Raw genomic sequence first — 17,209 nt, 5'->3', positions numbered from 1 at the left:
CCCGATGTCCTGATCCAGGATGTCGCCGAGGCACTGGACATCCATCCCTTCATGCTGTCACGATGGCGCAAACAAGCCAGGGAGGGATGGATCGTGACCAAGGGCATCAAGCTGGATGACGAGACCGTCGCCGAACTCAGGTTCAGATAGGGTCAGGTTCATTGTATGACTACAACACATCTTACCTTGAGGCGCATAACGTCATGATGAATTCTATACCTGATTGATTCATATATGCCAACACGCTCGATTAAGCGCTTTATTTTGAGTCATCTTGGCTTGATGCAAGTTGCTCGGTAAGTTGCCGGATTAGCAGGCTTGCGTCAATGTTAATATTCCGTGTGGACTTGCGCAATCGCGCGGACCAAATAGGGTTGGGAAAATGTGCGTCGTCGCGGTGGCGCGGTATGACGTGCCAGTGGAGATGGGGAGTTTGATTGCCGAGTGAGGCGAGGTTGATTTTTTCGGGGGTGAGCAGTTCCCGCAGCACGGATTCGACGGCAAGCACGACGCTCATGAAGTGCGCGCGGTCGGGTTCGGGGAGGTCGGTCATTTCCTTTACGTGGGCATTCCAGATCGCGCGGCAGTAGCCGGGGTAATCGGGATCGTTGACGAGTATCACCCGGCAGCGTGCGTCTTGCCAAAGTATGACCTCGGATTGCGCAGCGCACAGCGGGCAGGTGTTATCCATCGGCGGCTCCGGTCAGTTCCAATTTCGTGTTGCGCGGTAAGTGTCGGAGTTGATGCTCGCGGCGCAGGGCGTCGCTGCGATTGCGCAGTGTCTCGCAATAAACGATTTTCACCGGTCGCCGGGTGCGGGTATACTTGGCCGCCGTGCCGTTGTTGTGTTCGCGTTCGCGGCGTGCGGGGTCGGTGGTGACGCCGGTGTAGAGCGTACCGTCGTCACAGCGCAATATATAGCAGAACCATTCTGTACTTTTCCTTAGGTCCATTGTTATGCCCGAGTTTTTACCTACTGTAGAGATTAACCCATCCGCGCCGGCTACGGCCACTGTGATCTGCATGCACGGTCTGGGGGTGGATGGCCACGATCTGGCGCCTCTGGCCGGCCAATGGGCCCGCCCGCCGCACGCCGTGCGATTCATCTTTCCCCATGCACCGGTGCGCGCGATCACCCGCAGCGGCGGTATGCCTATGCCTGCCTGGTATGACGTATATGGCCCTGATCTTGCCGACAAGTTTGACGACATGGGGATACGGACATCGGAACAGCAACTGCGGGCGTTGATAGAGCGTGAGGTGAAACGGGATATCCCCGCGCGGCGCATTGTGCTGGCGGGATTTTCTCAAGGCGGAGCGATGGCCTTGCACACCGGTTTACGTTATCCGGAGCGGCTGGGCGGCATCCTCGCGCTTTCAACCTACCTGCCGCTTCCCGATACGGTAGAACGGGAGGCGCATCCTGCCAATGCCGCCGTGCCGATCATGATGACGCACGGTACGGAGGATGAGATTATTCCTCTCCCGCACGGGGAGATGTCGCGGCGCGCTCTGGAAAAATTGGGCTATCGAATCGATTGGCGTGTTTATCCGATGCCTCACACCCTATGTCCGCAGGAGATCGAAGATATTGCGGACTGGCTGGACGAGGTTTTCAGTAACGGGTAAATAAAAAAGCCTTGTCCGGAAATCCGGACAAGGCTTTGTGGGAGCACCTGAATTAGACGGTTTGGTTAATTAACGATCTGCCAGCTTCCGTCGGACTGGCGGCAGGCGTTGCCATGGGCGGTTTCTCTCTTGCCCTGGATTACCACAGTCGTGGTGTATTCACGGCAGGTCTGGCCGCTCGCCCGGTTGTAGGTGCGCGTGGGCGTCACCGTGACCTCATTGCCGGTGTCGGGGTTGCGCCAGGTGCTGGCCTGATTGACGCGGTTGCGCTCCAGGACCCGTTGCGCCTGGAGTTCATCGGAGCGGTCGAGAGAGGCGCCGACCGATGAGCCTAACAATCCGCCGATTAATGCGCCCGCAATGGTGGCAGCTACCTGGCCCTTACCTTCGCCGACGGTAGACCCTAATACACCTCCGAGGACTCCGCCTACCACAGTACCGGCTTGTTGTTTACTTACGCCGCCGCCCGAAGTGGTTTCACAACCCGCCAAAGGCATGATGAGCGCCCCGGCCATCAGTGCCGTTACGGCTTGCTTATAAAGTTTAACGTTCTGCATAATTCATTCTCCTTAGAAAGGGTATTGGTGTGGGAACTTGAGCTTAGGCCTTGGGTAGAAATTAGACGCAAAACTGCTTTGAATGTTCCCGGGGGTGAGACGATGTTTCTATTATACTCTCAATACCTGTGTTTTACCCAAGGCTCAGGCTGATGGCGGCGGCGGGGCGGCAGATTCTCTTGCGGCATCTCCGCCCGGCAGATGTATCCCGGCCTGCTGAAAATGATCCCAGATCATAAACAGGACGTGGGACTTGACCTCCTGCCGATTGGCGGAGCGCAAATCGGTGAAGTACTGGATGCGGAACGTGACCGACGCGGGGCCCAGCGTATCCAGCCATACCTCGGGCGGCGGTTGCGGAAGTATCTCGGCATGCCTTTTGAGCGCCTGCGTGATGAGCGCGTGGGCCTGATGTATGTCATTCTGCTGATGAATGCTGACCGTGAGCGCGGTACGCACGATGTTGTCGGTATAGGTCCAGTTGGTAAACGGGTGTGAGATGACCTCCGAGTTGGGGATGATGACTTCTTGATTATCCCAGGTCTTCACGGTGAGCGAGCGCAACCCGATGTGCGTGACAGCCCCTTCGTTGTTGCAGATAGTCACGGTGTCGCCGGTGCGCAACGGCCGCTCGATCAACAGCAGCACGCCGCTGATGAAATTGTTGGCGATACCCTGTAACCCCAAACCCATGCCCACGCCGAGCGCGCCGGCGAACACGGTGAGCGTGGTGAGATCTATGCCCAATACCCGCAGGGCAATCAAAAATCCGACCAGCACCACGAGGTATTGCGTGAACACCGACAGGCTGTGGCGCGCGCCGGTATTGGCGATGCGGACAAACAGCCAGCGGTAGATGGCGTCCCTGCTCCAGCGCGCGAACCGCATCACTACGATCAGGATGGTGGCGGTAATGAGGAGGCCCATCACGTTGAGCGGTCTCTCGCCCAGCACAAACAGCGGCGAAAACAGCACTTGGTTGATGGCTCGCGCCGGCGCGCTCTCTGCACCCCAGCCGTAGATTTGGAACACTACCCATACGGCCAATACAAACAGCGCAATTTGACTCAGCCATTCGGCGGAAATCAGCAGCGGCTGAACCCAATCCAAAGTAGCACGGTGGCATGCGATGTAATCCTTGCTGCGGCCGAACGCATCGCGCATCAGTCCGCGCAGCAGCAGCCAACCGGCCAATACCAGCAACAGCCAGCCGATATGCGTGGCGATGGACCAGGCCAGATTGATATAACCGAGAACGCCCAGCGTCGCACTGGCGAGCAAGGTCACCGTCAAGGCGAGATACAGGCGCTCCGTTACCCGTAACCAGGTTGCGGAAAGCAGCGGCTGCAAAGGCGACAACAAAAATCTGCGACCGCGCAACAACAGCAGCAAAATGGGAATCGCCAGCAACATGAAGAGGCGATCCAGCAAATTCTGCAAGACGCTGGTTACGGGCAGCACATGAGCGAGCAGCACGAGCGCAGACAGGACGGCTACCGCAGCGAGCCCCCAGCGCAGAGTATGGTAGAGCCGGGGGTGCGGCTGACCCTCTGCAAAGCGCGTATCAATTAACAATAAACGTGCCAAATCCACCGCAAGCCAGTAACAGAGCCAGGCAAGTATCAAAATGGGGACGATGTCTACGGAGGGCCAAGGCACCGCAGCGAGCGGCAAAAAGATCAGCACCATGCCTGTGATAGCGATGTTGATGCGATTGCCGCGCATCAGTTCATGGACGATACGCAGCAGTCTGCCGAGAAAGCTGTGCCCGTCGAAGCGGCCGGAGACAGCCAGTTTTTTTACCTGCCGGTAGAGCCAGAAGATGAAGCCCAACCAAAGCAGTTCGGCGGTGAGCAGGAGGGCGCGTTGGGCGCTGCCGGTGTCCCTAACGGCGTCGGGCAATTGTGCGGAGAAGACTTGCCAGGCCGCGCGGGGCAGCGCAAGGGCCTCTTGTCCCAACGCCATCCATGCGTCGGCGTCCTCGGGCAATGCCTGACGCGCGGTGAGTTGCCCGCTGTGGCGGTCGGCGGCTGCCGGGAAGGCGGCGCTAGAGCATAGCGTACAGAGTAATATTATTAACGCACGGCAAATATGCATCAGTCAGCCTTTAAGTAAAGGGCACCTCTAAAAATGCGTCTTTTGTCTTTATACTGCGTTGGAATTCTGCTCGAAATGCTCATGTACTGCCGTGTACACTCTGCTGGGCAGGGAGCCCGAATGTCGCGGGCGCAGGGATGCGCAGGAGCGACCGCTTTCTCGCAGAATTCCGTCTTGCCTAAAGCCAAAATCCACTATTTTTAGAGGCGCCCTAAATAGTGTGCCACGATGCCGGCAAAGATGGCAGCACCAAACCAGTTGTTGTTGAGAAAGGCCTTAAGGCACAACGCCGGTGTCCGGTCCTTAATCAGCATCTGCTGGTAGACGGCGAGACCCAACGCGACCGACAGGCCGGCATAATACGGCCATCCCAAGTGTACTCGCATGCCTATCAAGATCATCGCGCTCAACATAAGACCCTGGATGACGGCGATAATCACCCGATCGGCGTCACCGAACAGGATGGCGGTGGATTTCACACCGATGCGCAGATCGTCGGCGCGGTCCACCATGGCATACATCGTGTCATAGGCGGTCGCCCAGAGCACGGTGGCGGTGAATAATAGCCAGGCCACCTGCGGCACGCTGCCGGTCTGAGCGGCGAACACCATCGGCACCGCCCAGCCGAAGGCCGCGTCGAGATGCACCTGGGGAAGATGCGTGTAGCGCTTGGCGAACGGATAGCTCACGGCGAGCAGCACCGCGACAAAGGACAAGAGCACGGTGAGCCGGTTCATAAGCAATACCAGCAGGAAGGCGATCAGGCACAACACCGCGAACAGAATCAGAGCCTCGCGCGGGGAGACAACGCCGGTTGCCAGCGGGCGTTGCGTTGTGCGCTGTACGTGGGGGTCTATATCGCGGTCCGCGTAGTCGTTGATGACACAGCCCGCCGAACGCATTAACACCACGCCGAGCACAAACACGATGAGCACAAGCGGATCGGGCCGTCCTGCGCTCGAAATCCACAGCGCCCACAGGGTGGGCCACAACAACAGAAAGATGCCGATGGGCCGGTTGAGGCGCATTAGCCGGATATATTGATAGAGACGCTCTTTTATCCCTTGGGTCCGCATGTAGACATATCATGCAAAAATATTTCGCTTAATAATAGAGGCCGGTTGGAGAGGTGAAACAACGAACGCCGGCCCCAGATCTTTGCGGGTTTTACGCTCGACAACACAGTCGCAGGGGTGAATAAGGCTTGCCGCTCACCTATAACGGCGATTTCCAGATCACTGCGGCGCAACGTTTTATCTGCGAATAACACCGCCCCCAGTGAACGATTGCCGAGCCGCGTCAGGCGCCGGTATTTGCCTTGCAAGGTGGCCCTGGCAATGACGGTGCGCGCGAAGACGCAGGGTTGTTCGTCACAGAACAGGTGCACCTCGCGGATAAACACCCATGCGCCGGCGCGCAGACCGAGAGTGCGAGCCTCGTCAAGAACGGGTCGCGCCCAACCCCGGCGATAGACCTGCACGCGAAACCGCCCGCACACCTGCTGCAGGCGACGGGTCAGCGAGGCGGGGTCAAGCAGCCAGTTCCGCAGACCGGCGGGAACGTTAGTCTGCAGCCGCCTGGGGTGCTTCCAACGTATGGCAGTGTTTCCGGTCAGAGTTTTTTGGATACACCGGCTCCATTGCGCTGTTGTAACTCGATGAGATTGCCGTCGGGGTCACGGACAAACAATTGCAGCAACCCATGCCGGCCTTCCCGATACGGGATACCAAGTTTTTCCAGATACTCCTTCGTCGCTTGATGGTCCTCGATCTTGAGGGCGACATGGAAATCTCTGCGTGGCCGTTGCTCGGCAGGCGGCAGCGGATCGGCCACCACCATCAGGTGCAATTCGCACTCACCCAGGTTGTACCAGACGCCGTTGAAATCAAAGTCGTGACGTTGTTTTTCCATAAGACCGAGCACGGTTTCGTAAAAATTTTTGGCACGCTCTAAATCATTCACCAGGATAGCAGCATGTAATAACCGGGAGACTTTCATGCCGTAAAAGTGCTGGAGTTCAAAGGACGCTCAAACCTTCCAAGACGGACACTGACCGACGTAGCCTCGCCCGCTCTCCGTCCAAATCACGAATCTCGTCGCGTACCTGCTTGCGTTGCTGGTCAGACAAATCTTCCTTTTTCAGGCGCTTCTCCTTTTTCTCGATCTCGCGTTCGACGCTGCGGATCTGCTGGGTTAATTCGTAAATTTGGTGCCCAAGTTTATGGTTCTTCAGAAACGCCGTCTCAAGCTCCGCGGGGCAGACATAATTATATGCCGTACCTGCTTTACCTTGCATCAAACCGTTCTCAGCCGTGCAATAGATTTCTAATCCGGCCCTTCTTCCCTCGTGATAGGCATTGGGGTCGGGCATGACACCGTATTCTGCACATGCCGTTTTGTGTTCTTCCAGTCTGTCGCGCGCATACCCCTGTGACCCGTCGCGTTGACCAATGTCATGCCAATCGGCCTGCAGGCATTCGGATTGGGAAAGCGTGGCGCAGGCGGTTGTCAGGCTGAGCAGGAAAGACAATGCCACATAACGCAGCCTCATCGCTTTTCAGCGCCCGTGCAGTGTCGGGTCATTACACCTCTCCTAAGACGATATTATTTTGCCGCCTGATTTACTATTTCCACTTTTTCGATAATCACCGGCGTTTGCGGTACGTCCTGGAAAATGCCTTTGCTGCCGGTTGGGACCTCGCGTATCTTGTCCACTACGTCCATGCCCGCCACGACCTTGCCAAATACGGCATAACCCCAGCCCTGCACGGTCTTGGACTTGAAGTCCAGCATGGGATTATCCGCCACGTTGATGAAGAATTGCGCGGTGGCGGAATGCGGGTCGTTGGTGCGCGCCATGGCGATAGTGCCGCGCAGGTTCGCCAAGCCGTTATCCGCTTCGTTTTCAATGGGCGCTGCGGCGGGTTTTTCTTCCATATTTTTATCGAAACCACCGCCTTGAATCATGAAGCTGCTGATGACGCGGTGGAAGATGAGACCGTTGTAATGGCCCTTTTTGACGTAGCCGAGAAAGTTGGCCACGGTCTTCGGCGCCTTTTTCTCATCCAGCTCCAGTACGATCTTTCCCATGCTGGTGGTCAGCGCGATCTGTACCGGCTTTATATTTTTAGAGGGCGCAGCGCCCAGAGGAGGAACTGCCAAGGCGCACAGCATAAAGACTGCAAGCGGGGTTTTCCAATTCATCGTCATTCCCTTATTTAGTTTGTACACAAAAACACAGCAACTCATACCTCGCCATATTGTACGCTTTCACCCAGCCAGCGGCGTACCAATGGATAAATACGATCAGGGTAATTTTTTAATAACAGTGTAGCGGCCTGCTCCACATCGGGCAATAAATGCTGATCGCGAGCTAGGTCGGCGATATGTAGTTGCAAGATGCCCGTTTGCCGTGTGCCCAGGACTTCCCCTGGCCCGCGCAATTCCAAATCCTTGCGCGCGATTTCGAAACCGTCGGTAGTTTTGCGCAGCGTCGTCAGGCGCACCTTGGCATATTCAGAGAGTGGTTGCCGGTACATCAGCACGCAGTGACTGGCGGTGGCGCCGCGGCCGACGCGGCCGCGCAGTTGGTGCAATTGGGCAAGCCCCAGGCGCTCGGCGTTTTCGATAATCATCAGGCTCGCGTTGGGCACATCCACGCCGACCTCAATTACCGTGGTGGCGACCAGCACATCAACGCGGCCTTCCTTGAACTCGCGCATCACCTGTTCTTTTTCCTGCGCCTTCATGCGTCCGTGCACCAGACCGACGCGCAACGCAGTCAGCGCCGCCGCCAATTGCGCGGCCGTGTCCACCGCCGCCTGGTATTGCAGCAGATCAGATTCGTCTATCAACGTGCACACCCAGTAAGCCTGTCGTCCGTTGCCACACGCGCGCTCGATATGCTCGACCACCTCGGCGCGGCGCGTGTCGGCGACCATCACCGTTTCCACAGGCGTACGCCCGGGCGGCAGTTCGTCGAGGACGGAGCTGTCGAGATCCGCATAACCGATCATGGCGAGGGTGCGGGGTATGGGTGTGGCGGTCATGATGAGCTGGTGCGGCGTGTGATCCTGAGTGATTCCCTTCTCGCGCAGCGCCAGGCGTTGGTGCACGCCGAAGCGGTGTTGCTCGTCAACAATCATGAGACCTAATTTGGGAATGCTCACGCCTTCCTGAAACAGCGCGTGAGTGCCGACGATGAGCTGCGGCTGTCCGGAGTTTATGCTGGCCAGTGTCGCGCTGCGCTGCCTGCCCTTGAATCTGCCGAGCAGGCCGATGACCTCAATGCCGAGCGGTTCGAACCAGTTCTTGAAGGTGGCGATATGTTGCTCGGCGAGTAATTCGGTAGGCGCCATCAGCGCCGCTTGATAGCCCGCTTCGATGGCGTGCAGCGCGGCGGCGGCGGCGACCGGGGTCTTGCCGGAACCTACGTCGCCCTGCAGCAAACGCTGCATGGGGTGAGCGCGGCGCAAATCCTCCACGATTTCGGCTATCACGCGCCGCTGCGCGGCGGTGAGTTGAAACGGCAGATTTTGCAAAAATTTTTCGACCAGCTTGCCCGTCGCTCCCGGCTTCCTGCCTCCCGCGACATTAGTACATCCCTGTACGTCAGAGGTGCGCATAGGGTGCGCCGGTTTTTGTTGCACCCGGTTGCGTAATTGCCGCAGGCTGAGGTGATGGGCGAGCAATTCTTCAAAGGCCAGACGACGTTGTGCGGGGTGATCGCCAGTCTCCAGCAGGGCGAGCGGCGCATCGGGCGGCGGATAATGCACATAGGCGACGGCCTCCGAGAGGGAAGGCAGGTTAAGCGGCGCGAGTACGGTCTTGGGCAGCCACTCCTCGAGGGTGACCTCATCCGCCGCAAGCAACCGTAAGGCCTGCTGTGTCAGCGTGCGCAGACTGAGTTGGTGCAGGCCCTCGGTGGCAGGGTAAATCGGCGTGAGAGATTCCTCTACCGCTGTGAGGGTTTGGTCGTCAATGCGACGGTACTCGGGGTGTATCATCTCCAGCGTAGCCGCGCCGAAGCGCACCTCTCCATAACAGCGCAGCCTCACCCCGCGCGCGAGAGCGGCGGTTTGCGCCGCGTTGAAATGAAAAAACCGCAGCGTAATGGCTCCGGTGCAGTCGCTCAACCTGCACAACAGCATCCGACGCCTGCCGAACTTGATGTCGCTGAGCTGTATCTCGCCCTCAATCACCGCCTGATCGCCGACGCGCAGTGCGCCGATGGGCGCAACACGGGTACGGTCCTGGTAACGTAGGGGGATGTGGAACAGAATGTCTTGAACCGTATGGATGCCGAGGCGGGCGAGACGTTCGGCGTTGCGCGGCCCAACGCCCCTGAGACGGGTGACAGGAATGCCGACCGGGTTGCCTGTGACTCTTTGTCCGGCAGGTGAATTAACGCGAGCGGTGCTCAGCGGGTCAGCTCCATAATCGCATCCATCTCCACTTGCGCGCCTTTGGGCAGCGCCGCGACACCGACTGCCGCTCGGGCGGGGTAAGGCTCTGAGATATAGTTCGCCATTACCTCGTTCACCAGCGGGAAGTGGGCGAGGTCGGTGAGATAGACGTTGAGCTTGACGAGGTCCGCGAGCGTACCCCCTGCGGCCTCCGCGACCGCTTTCAGGTTATCGAACACCTGCCGGATCTGTGCGCGCATGTCGCCGGTGACGAGTTCCATGGTGTCCGGTCTAAGTGGGATCTGGCCCGACAGATATACCGTACTGCCGACCTTGACGGCCTGTGAATAGGCGCCTATCGCCTTGGGCGCTTTATCAGTAGTGATGATAATTTTTGATTTCATATTTTTCCTTGCAGGATAAAAACAATTCACCACGGAGGACGCGGAGGAGAAACAAACCATTTTTGATTTCATTCCTCTCCGCCCTCTGCGGTGACTATTAAATCAGTTCTATAACCTATCCCTTCACCCGGCTGATGCGCACCACCACCGGCAAGGCACGCAGCCGCCGCATGATGCGGGCGAGATGCAGACGGTCATGCACCGCGAGGGTAAAGGTGATCGCGGTATACATCCCGTCGTGCTCCTCGATGCTGACATTCTCGATGTTGGCGCCTAATTTCGCAATGGAGGCCGCAACCGTCGCCAGTACACCACGCTGGTTGGCGACCTCCACGCGGATCTCGACCGGAAATTCGCCCTCGATTTTCTCCGCCCACTGCACGTCCAGCCACTTCTCGGGATGTTTGCGGTATTCGGAGACGTTCTTGCAGGATTTGGTATGGATCACGATGCCGCGGCCGGCGCTGACAAAGCCCAGAATCGGGTCGCCGGGGATCGGCCAGCAGCACTTGGCGAAAGTGACCACCATCCCCTCCGTGCCTTTAATCACCAGCGGCCGCGCGCCGGGCCGCCGGGCCTTCTTGTCCGCCTTGCCCGGCGGCTCCGCTTCGGGTGACAGCGAGCGCGCCACCAGTTGCGCCATGCGGTTGCCGAGGCCGATATCTTCCAGCAGGTCGTCCAGCGTCTTGAGTTTATATTGCTTGAGCACTTCTTTGATGCGAGCGGAGGTGAGCTTGTCGAGCGAGAGTTCGTAGATGCCGAGCTCCATGTTCAACAGCCGCCGGCCAAGCTCGATGGACTCGTCGCGTTTCAGGTTCTTGAGGAAATGCCGGATGGTGGCGCGCGCCTTGGCGGTGGCGACGAAGTTCAGCCAGGCGGGATTGGGCCGCGCGTGTTTTGAAGTGATGACCTCGACCGACTGGCCGTTGGCGAGCGTCGTGCTCAAGGGTGCGAGCCGCCGGTCTATCTTGGCCGCCACACAGGTATTGCCGACATCGGTGTGCACCGCGTAGGCGAAATCCACCACCGTCGCGCCGCGGGGCAACTGCATGATCTCGCCCTTGGGGGTGAATACGTAGACCTCGTCGGGGAACAGATCTATCTTGACGTTTTCGAGAAACTCCAGCGAGTTGCCCGCGTTCATCTGCATCTCCAGCAGGCCGCGCAGCCATTCGTGTGCGCGCTGCTGCGCGCTGCTGCTGGCCTCGCCCGCCTTGTACAGCCAGTGCGCGGCGATCCCCGCCTCGGAGAGGCGATCCATGTCGCGGGTGCGGATCTGCGCCTCGATCGGCACCCCGTAGGGCCCGAACAGGGCGGTGTGCAGCGATTGATAGCCGTTGGCCTTGGGGATGGCGATGTAGTCCTTGAACTTGCCCGGCACCGGTTTATAAAGATTGTGCACCGCGCCGAGCACGCGGTAACAGGTGTCCACCGTATCCACGATGATGCGGAAGCCGTAGACATCGGTGACGTCGGCGAAGGGCAATTTTTTATCGAGCATCTTGCGATAGATGCTGTACAAATGTTTTTCGCGTCCCGATACCTCGCCCTCCAGCTTTTCCTCGCGCAACCGGCGCTTGATTGCGTTTTCGATCTTGCGCACCACCTCCTTGCGGTTGCCGCGCGCCTTCTTCACCGCCTCCGCGAGGATGCGATAGCGCATCGGATAGAGCGCGGCGAAGCCCAGATCCTCCAGCTCCAGACGCAGGGCGTTCATGCCCAGACGGCTGGCGATGGGCGCGTAGATCTCCAGGGTTTCGCGGGCGATACGGCGGCGCTTGTCGAGCGGCATCGCGCCCAAGGTGCGCATGTTGTGCAGGCGGTCGGCGAGCTTGACCAGGATGACGCGGATGTCGCGCACCATGGCCAGCAGCATCTTGCGGAAGTTTTCGGCCTGCGCCTCGGCGTGCGTCTCGAAATGGATATGGGTGAGTTTGCTCACCCCGTCCACCAGCTCGGCCACCTCGGCGCCGAACTCCTTGGCCAGTTGTTCCTTTGCCGTGGGGGTGTCTTCGATGACGTCGTGCAGCAGGGCGGCCAGGATGCTCTGGTGATCCATGTGCATCTCGGCCAGGATGCGCGCCACCGCGAGAGGATGGTAGATGTACGGTTCGCCGGATAGCCGCTGCTGGCCTTCGTGGGCGCGCGCGCCGAACTGGTAGGCGCGCTGGATCTCAGCTATCTGAGCCGGTTCAAGATAGGTCTCGAGGAGGTCGGTGAGATCCTTGATAAGAAACATGTACGCCTCCCGGCAGCGTAACGAAATCCAGGGGCCCCTGTTGACTCCCGGATTTCATTTTAGCGCATAAGGACTATGCGCTAGATTTCTTCATCGGCCTGCAGCGCGACTTGCGGGACGGGCGGCGGAGGCGGGGGCTCAGGCAGCGGTTCGTCCAGTATGGTGCGGTCTATCTTGCCCAGGGCGATCTCGCGCAGGGCGACCACAGTGGCCTTGTCGTTATCCCAGGGCACCGTCGGCTGCACGCCCATCGAAAGCGCGCGCGCCCGTTTGGCGGCGACCAGGACGAGCTGGAAACGGTTATCTACATTAGCAAGACAATCTTCTACAGTGACACGGGCCATGAATTGACTCCAAAGTTACAACGTAAAGCCTGTCATTGTACCAATAATTCCGCCAAGAGTCGCTGTAGGCGTGCGCCTTGCGGCCCCCTTCTTAAGCGCCGGGCGCGGAAGATGGCCTGCACATCGGCGACGGCGGTCTGGAAATCGTCATTGAGCACCAGGTAATCGAACTCATTCCAGTGGGAGATTTCGTTAGTCGCCGCCTGCATGCGCCGGGCGATCACCTCGTCGCCGTCCTGGCCGCGGGCGCGCAGACGCTGTTCGAGCACGGCGCGCGAGGGCGGCAGGACGAAGATGCTCACCGCCTCGGGAAATGACTGCGCGATCTGGTGTTTGCCCTGCCAGTCTATCTCCAGAAGGACGTCTGTCCCCTGTTGCAGGCGCTCCATGACCCAGGCGCGCGAGGTGCCGTAGCAATGTCCGAACACCTCGGCGTGTTCCAGAAACACGCCGGAGTCGCGCAGCGCATCGAACCGCGCCTGATCCACGAAGTGATAGTCCACGCCCTCCTGTTCGCGCGGGCGCATGGGGCGGGTCGTGTAAGAGACCGAAACCTGCAAATTGGCTGTTGATTCGAGCAGCGCCTTGACCAGGCTCGACTTGCCGCCACCGGAGGGCGCGGCGATGATATAAAGCGTGCCTTGCATGCCTACCTTACTCGATATTCTGTATTTGTTCGCGCATCTGTTCGATGAGCACCTTAAGCTCGATGACGGCGCGCGCAATGTCATGATCCGTGGATTTTGCACCCAGGGTATTGGCCTCGCGGTTCATCTCTTGCATGAGAAAATCCAGCCGCCGCCCCACTCCGCTGTCTTCACCAGCGATCCGGCTCACCTCCTGGACATGCATATCGAGGCGCTCCAGCTCCTCATCCACATCCATCTTTTGCGCGAGATTCACCAGCTCTTGCTCCAGCCGCACGGGATCGAGCTCGGCCCGCAACTCGCCTAAGCGTTCCAGCAGCCGGGTGCGCTGTTGCGCCATGATCTGCGGCAGCCGTCCGCGCACCAGTTGTACCAGCTCGCGCATCGCGGCGCAGCGCTGCTCAATCATCGCCCGCAGCTTGACGCCTTCGCGCGCGCGCATCGCCAGCAATTCCTTGAGGGTGTCGTCGAGCAGCGCCAGGGCGTCGCTGCTCAAGCGTTCCGCGGAGGGTTCGGCCGGGTACACCACCCCTGGCCAGCGCAACACATCCAGCGGGCTGACGGCGGCGGGGCTGCCGAGCTCAGCGCCGACCCGCCGGGCCGCCGCGACCAGTTGCCGTACCAAACCTTCGTTGATCCGCAGCGGCGCGGCTACTCCCGCCGCGCCCGGCCCCGTTCGCAGGCGGAGCTGGCAATCCAGCTTGCCGCGCTTGACGGCCGCCGCAATCTTTTCACGAACAGCCACTTCCAGCGCGCGCAGATCCTCGGGCAGGTGCAGGGTGACCTCAAGATAACGGTGATTGAGCGAGCGCACCTCCCAACACAGGACGCCCTCCTCCACCTGGCGCTGCTGCCGCGCAAAGGCGGTCATGCTGTGCAACATGGTGATAAGTCCCGACTGATAATTGCGCATACTATATAGGGGCTGGAGGCTAAAACAAAGTGAAGCGTGAGGCGTGAGTCACGCAGCGTAACGCTTTTTTTACGCCTCACGCCTAACTCCTCACTCCTTACCTTTTTCTAACCCCTCACCCCTCACCGATGTTAAGCTACGCACCCTCAACAAAGGAAATCGTATGCGCCCCAGCGGCCGTCCCCCCGATCAACTGCGCGACATCAAACTGACGCGCAACTACACCAAACACGCCGAGGGATCGGTGCTGGTCGAGTTCGGCGACACCAAAGTCCTCTGTAACGCCACCGTGGAGGAAAAGGTGCCCTCCTTTCTCAAAGGCAAGGGCAAAGGCTGGGTGACCGCCGAATACGGCATGTTGCCGCGCTCCACCGGCAAGCGCATGGATCGCGAGGCGAGCCGCGGCAAGCAGGGCGGCCGCACCCTGGAAATCCAGCGCCTCATCGGACGTTCGCTGAGGGCGGTGGTGGACCTGTGCGCCTTGGGCGAGCGCAGCATCACCGTAGACTGCGACGTCATCCAGGCCGACGGCGGCACGCGCACCGCCTCCATCACCGGCGGCTACGTCGCACTCGTGGATGCCATAAACCGCCTGCGCACCCAGCGGCTTATCAGCCGTGATCCGATCCACGGCTTTATCGCCTCGGTCTCGGTCGGCATTTGCAAGGGAGTGCCGGTGCTGGACCTCGACTACATCGAGGACAGCGAGGCCGAGACCGACATGAACGTGGTGATGAACGAGGCCGGCCATTTCATCGAGGTACAAGGCACCGCTGAAGGCCACGCCTTCCGTACCGACGAACTGAACGCCATGCTGGAACTGGCGCGCGGCGGCATCGCAACGCTGATAGAAAAACAGCGGGCGGTATTGGGATGAGACAGATAAAAGATACAAGATACAAGGGAATGTGATGCGTGACGCCGTTGACTTTTATCTTGTATCTTTCCCCTTGTATCTGCCTTGCTATGAACCGCATCGTCCTTGCCAGCAATAATCCCGGCAAACTGCGCGAGATCCAGGCGCTCGCCGCCGGCAAGCTGGAGTTGCTGCTGCAATCCGATTATGCCGTCCCGGAGGTCGAGGAGACGGGCCTCAGCTTCGTCGAAAACGCCCTCCTCAAGGCGCGTCACGCCGCACGCCACACCGGCCTGCCCGCCCTCGCCGACGACTCCGGCCTCGAAGTGGACGCCCTCCACGGCGCCCCCGGCATCCGCTCCGCGCGTTATGCGGGTGCTGGCGCGAGCGATGCAGAAAACCTGCAAAAACTGTTGCAGGACTTGGCCGATGTCCCCGAACACCAGCGCCGCGCCCGCTTTCAGTGCGTGGTGGTCTACATGAAACACGCCGAAGACGCCACGCCCCTCATCTGCCAAGGTACTTGGGAAGGGCGTATCCTGACCGCCCCACGCGGCGAAAATGGCTTCGGCTACGACCCGGTGTTCTACGCCCCCACCCACCACTGCTCCTCCGCCGAACTGCCGCCCGCCGTCAAAAACAGCTTGAGCCACCGCGGCAAGGCCCTGCGCCAGTTGTTCACCGCGCTCGATTGCTGATCCGCCGATACCGGCGGCTGTGACAGATGTTCAACTTCACCACCCTGCCCCCGCTAAGCCTCTATGTGCACCTCCCCTGGTGCGTGCGCAAATGCCCGTATTGCGACTTCAACTCGCACGAACAAGGCGCCGAACTTCCCGAACAGGAATACGTTGACGCCCTGATCGCCGACCTCGAACAGGACCTGCCGCGTATCTGGGGGCGCAGCGTGAACACCATCTTCATCGGCGGCGGTACGCCCAGTCTGTTTTCTCCCGAGGCGCTCGACCGGCTGCTGGTGGCCTTACGCACGCGGCTCAAACTCAGCCCAACGGCCGAGATCACATTGGAGGCCAACCCCGGCAGCAGCGAATACGCGAAGTTTAAAGAATTCCGCGCGCTCGGCGTCAATCGCCTGTCCATCGGTGTGCAGAGCTTTAACGAAGACCGGCTCCAGGCCCTCGGCCGCATCCATGGAAGACGCGAGGCCATTGCCGCCGCTGAGGCCGCCCATGCTGCGGGGTTCGACAATTTCAACCTCGACCTCATGTATGGTCTGCCAGATCAAACCCTGGCCCAGGCGCTTACCGATCTCAGCACCGCATTTGCCCTGGAGCCCACGCATATCTCGCATTATCAACTCACCCTCGAGCCCAACACCTGGTTTTACCGGCACCCGCCGCGTTTGCCGGACGATGATCTGATTGGGGACATGCAAATCCAATCTCAGGCGCAGATTAAAGAACATGGTTATGAACACTACGAAGTCTCAGCCTACGCCAAGCCCGGCCGCACCTGCCGCCACAACGTGAACTATTGGGAGTTCGGCGATTACTTGGGAATAGGCGCGGGCGCGCACAGCAAAATCACCGATGCGTCACAGCAGCGCATCGCCCGCTTTTGGAAACAGAAACAACCGAAGGCCTACCAGGACAGCGCAGGAAGCCCCGCCTGTATCGGTGAAGAGACCATGCTTAGCCCTGCCGACGCGGCCTTTGAATTCATGCTAAATGCCTTGCGCCTGAACGGCGGATTCGCCACCCGCCTGTTCACCGAACACACTGGTTTGCCCCTTTCTCACGTCGAACAGCCACTCAAACAGGCTGAGCAACGCGGTTTAATCGAATGGGATGTGCAGGGTGTACGGCCGACAGAGCGAGGTCAGCGCTATCTCAATGATCTAACCGCGTTATTTCTGCCGGAGCACACTCAGCGCGACATTATATAGCAAAGTATATCGCCCAGCATATTGCTATATCATTGAATATATTAATTTTTTTAGTGAAAAAGGATTAGTCTCCCAAGGGCTTTCCAGCCAATTTTCTCCGCATCACCCGAAGCAGCACCCCAAGTAGTGGAACTACCCACCTAAATTTTCGATTGCGTCGCCATTTTTCGCGAAACCCGAAATGGATCCATCCGATTTCGGGAGCGAAAAAT

Annotated in this window: 19 protein-coding genes and 1 pseudogene; 5 read left to right on the top strand and 15 right to left on the bottom strand. The window is 59.3% G+C overall.

Annotated elements, in window-relative coordinates:
• A pseudogene (locus HY028_05165) lies at positions 1-87 on the top strand (transposase).
• Between the two features lie 172 nt (positions 88-259).
• Here the strand turns inward: HY028_05165 and HY028_05160 are convergent.
• Both HY028_05160 and HY028_05155 read right to left on the bottom strand, forming a co-directional pair.
• On the bottom strand, positions 260-691 hold the full coding sequence (locus tag HY028_05160; GenBank protein ID MBI3344235.1) for an HIT family protein: 432 nt from the start codon (positions 689-691) through the stop codon (positions 260-262).
• Positions 684-953, bottom strand: a complete 270-nt coding sequence (locus tag HY028_05155) for a GIY-YIG nuclease family protein (GenBank protein ID MBI3344234.1) — start codon at positions 951-953, stop codon at positions 684-686. The genes HY028_05160 and HY028_05155 overlap by 8 nt, the downstream gene beginning before the upstream one ends.
• 4 nt (positions 954-957) lie before the next feature.
• Here HY028_05155 and HY028_05150 point away from each other — a divergent pair, with 4 nt between their 5' ends.
• Positions 958-1,629 carry a dienelactone hydrolase family protein gene (locus HY028_05150; protein MBI3344233.1) on the top strand — a complete coding sequence of 224 codons (672 nt, stop codon included), beginning with the start codon at positions 958-960 and terminating at the stop codon, positions 1,627-1,629.
• A gap of 65 nt (positions 1,630-1,694) precedes the next feature.
• On the opposite strand, the gene HY028_05145 is transcribed toward HY028_05150, so the two are convergent.
• From HY028_05145 to HY028_05085, 13 genes are all read right to left on the bottom strand, one after another.
• Complete coding sequence (locus tag HY028_05145) at positions 1,695-2,186, bottom strand: glycine zipper 2TM domain-containing protein (GenBank protein ID MBI3344232.1); 492 nt, start codon at positions 2,184-2,186, stop codon at positions 1,695-1,697.
• A 144-nt stretch (positions 2,187-2,330) separates the two neighbouring features.
• Complete coding sequence (locus tag HY028_05140) at positions 2,331-4,283, bottom strand: mechanosensitive ion channel (GenBank protein MBI3344231.1); 1,953 nt, start codon at positions 4,281-4,283, stop codon at positions 2,331-2,333.
• Positions 4,284-4,483: 200 nt separating this feature from the next.
• A complete protein-coding gene (gene ubiA, locus HY028_05135; GenBank protein ID MBI3344230.1) occupies positions 4,484-5,344 on the bottom strand; it encodes a 4-hydroxybenzoate octaprenyltransferase in 861 nt (286 codons plus the stop codon).
• Positions 5,341-5,910 (bottom strand): chorismate lyase, encoded by a 570-nt coding sequence (locus tag HY028_05130; protein ID MBI3344229.1) that lies wholly within the window; start codon positions 5,908-5,910, stop codon positions 5,341-5,343. The genes ubiA and HY028_05130 overlap by 4 nt, the downstream gene beginning before the upstream one ends.
• Positions 5,895-6,245, bottom strand: coding sequence for a VOC family protein (locus tag HY028_05125; GenBank protein ID MBI3344228.1), 351 nt, complete (start codon positions 6,243-6,245; stop codon positions 5,895-5,897). Before HY028_05125 ends, HY028_05130 begins: the two co-directional genes overlap by 16 nt.
• Positions 6,246-6,300: 55 nt before the next feature.
• Positions 6,301-6,834 (bottom strand): DUF2799 domain-containing protein, encoded by a 534-nt coding sequence (locus HY028_05120; protein ID MBI3344227.1) that lies wholly within the window; start codon positions 6,832-6,834, stop codon positions 6,301-6,303.
• A gap of 53 nt (positions 6,835-6,887) precedes the next feature.
• Positions 6,888-7,487, bottom strand: coding sequence for a peptidyl-prolyl cis-trans isomerase (locus tag HY028_05115; GenBank protein MBI3344226.1), 600 nt, complete (start codon positions 7,485-7,487; stop codon positions 6,888-6,890).
• A gap of 41 nt (positions 7,488-7,528) precedes the next feature.
• Positions 7,529-9,706, bottom strand: a complete 2,178-nt coding sequence (gene recG, locus HY028_05110) for an ATP-dependent DNA helicase RecG (protein MBI3344225.1) — start codon at positions 9,704-9,706, stop codon at positions 7,529-7,531.
• Positions 9,703-10,092, bottom strand: a complete 390-nt coding sequence (locus HY028_05105; protein ID MBI3344224.1) for a RidA family protein — start codon at positions 10,090-10,092, stop codon at positions 9,703-9,705. Before HY028_05105 ends, recG begins: the two co-directional genes overlap by 4 nt.
• Before the next feature lie 115 nt (positions 10,093-10,207).
• The gene (gene spoT / locus HY028_05100; GenBank protein MBI3344223.1) at positions 10,208-12,331 is read right to left on the bottom strand and encodes a bifunctional GTP diphosphokinase/guanosine-3',5'-bis pyrophosphate 3'-pyrophosphohydrolase; all 2,124 of its coding nucleotides are present in this window, start codon (positions 12,329-12,331) and stop codon (positions 10,208-10,210) included.
• 80 nt (positions 12,332-12,411) lie between these two features.
• Positions 12,412-12,675: a DNA-directed RNA polymerase subunit omega gene (gene rpoZ / locus HY028_05095; GenBank protein MBI3344222.1), complete on the bottom strand. Its 264-nt coding sequence runs from the start codon at positions 12,673-12,675 to the stop codon at positions 12,412-12,414.
• A 32-nt stretch (positions 12,676-12,707) separates the two neighbouring features.
• A complete protein-coding gene (gene gmk, locus HY028_05090; GenBank protein ID MBI3344221.1) occupies positions 12,708-13,322 on the bottom strand; it encodes a guanylate kinase in 615 nt (204 codons plus the stop codon).
• A 7-nt stretch (positions 13,323-13,329) separates the two neighbouring features.
• Positions 13,330-14,205 carry a YicC family protein gene (locus HY028_05085; GenBank protein ID MBI3344220.1) on the bottom strand — a complete coding sequence of 292 codons (876 nt, stop codon included), beginning with the start codon at positions 14,203-14,205 and terminating at the stop codon, positions 13,330-13,332.
• Between the two features lie 193 nt (positions 14,206-14,398).
• Between HY028_05085 and rph the strand changes: the two genes are divergently transcribed.
• The 3 genes from rph to HY028_05070 all read left to right on the top strand — a co-directional run bounded on the left by rph (position 14,399) and on the right by HY028_05070 (position 16,997).
• Complete coding sequence (gene rph / locus HY028_05080; GenBank protein ID MBI3344219.1) at positions 14,399-15,112, top strand: ribonuclease PH; 714 nt, start codon at positions 14,399-14,401, stop codon at positions 15,110-15,112.
• 89 nt (positions 15,113-15,201) lie between these two features.
• Positions 15,202-15,789, top strand: a complete 588-nt coding sequence (gene rdgB / locus HY028_05075) for an RdgB/HAM1 family non-canonical purine NTP pyrophosphatase (protein ID MBI3344218.1) — start codon at positions 15,202-15,204, stop codon at positions 15,787-15,789.
• A gap of 26 nt (positions 15,790-15,815) precedes the next feature.
• Complete coding sequence (locus HY028_05070) at positions 15,816-16,997, top strand: oxygen-independent coproporphyrinogen III oxidase-like protein (protein MBI3344217.1); 1,182 nt, start codon at positions 15,816-15,818, stop codon at positions 16,995-16,997.
• The last annotated feature ends 212 nt before the right edge of the window (positions 16,998-17,209 follow it).

It is taken from the genome of Gammaproteobacteria bacterium, from assembly GCA_016195665.1.
GTDB lineage: Bacteria > Pseudomonadota > Gammaproteobacteria > SURF-13 > SURF-13 > JACPZD01.
Note: the sequence above shows the minus strand (reverse complement) of the source record. Positions and strands in the feature narration are given on the sequence as shown.

Bases quoted from the DNA above. Each gene is read 5' to 3' on its own strand.
- HY028_05120 (MBI3344227.1), bottom strand. From the start codon at position 6,834: ATGAGGCTGCGTTATGTGGCATTGTCTTTCCTGCTCAGCCTGACAACC.
- HY028_05145 (MBI3344232.1), bottom strand. From the start codon at position 2,186: ATGCAGAACGTTAAACTTTATAAGCAAGCCGTAACGGCACTGATGGCC.
- gmk (MBI3344221.1), bottom strand. From the start codon at position 13,322: ATGCAAGGCACGCTTTATATCATCGCCGCGCCCTCCGGTGGCGGCAAG.
- HY028_05105 (MBI3344224.1), bottom strand. From the start codon at position 10,092: ATGAAATCAAAAATTATCATCACTACTGATAAAGCGCCCAAGGCGATA.
- rdgB (MBI3344218.1), top strand. From the start codon at position 15,202: ATGAACCGCATCGTCCTTGCCAGCAATAATCCCGGCAAACTGCGCGAG.
- HY028_05150 (MBI3344233.1), top strand. From the start codon at position 958: ATGCCCGAGTTTTTACCTACTGTAGAGATTAACCCATCCGCGCCGGCT.
- spoT (MBI3344223.1), bottom strand. From the start codon at position 12,331: ATGTTTCTTATCAAGGATCTCACCGACCTCCTCGAGACCTATCTTGAA.
- rpoZ (MBI3344222.1), bottom strand. From the start codon at position 12,675: ATGGCCCGTGTCACTGTAGAAGATTGTCTTGCTAATGTAGATAACCGT.
- HY028_05155 (MBI3344234.1), bottom strand. From the start codon at position 953: ATGGACCTAAGGAAAAGTACAGAATGGTTCTGCTATATATTGCGCTGT.
- rph (MBI3344219.1), top strand. From the start codon at position 14,399: ATGCGCCCCAGCGGCCGTCCCCCCGATCAACTGCGCGACATCAAACTG.
- HY028_05160 (MBI3344235.1), bottom strand. From the start codon at position 691: ATGGATAACACCTGCCCGCTGTGCGCTGCGCAATCCGAGGTCATACTT.
- HY028_05115 (MBI3344226.1), bottom strand. From the start codon at position 7,487: ATGAATTGGAAAACCCCGCTTGCAGTCTTTATGCTGTGCGCCTTGGCA.
- HY028_05070 (MBI3344217.1), top strand. From the start codon at position 15,816: ATGTTCAACTTCACCACCCTGCCCCCGCTAAGCCTCTATGTGCACCTC.
- HY028_05140 (MBI3344231.1), bottom strand. From the start codon at position 4,283: ATGCATATTTGCCGTGCGTTAATAATATTACTCTGTACGCTATGCTCT.
- HY028_05085 (MBI3344220.1), bottom strand. From the start codon at position 14,205: ATGTTGCACAGCATGACCGCCTTTGCGCGGCAGCAGCGCCAGGTGGAG.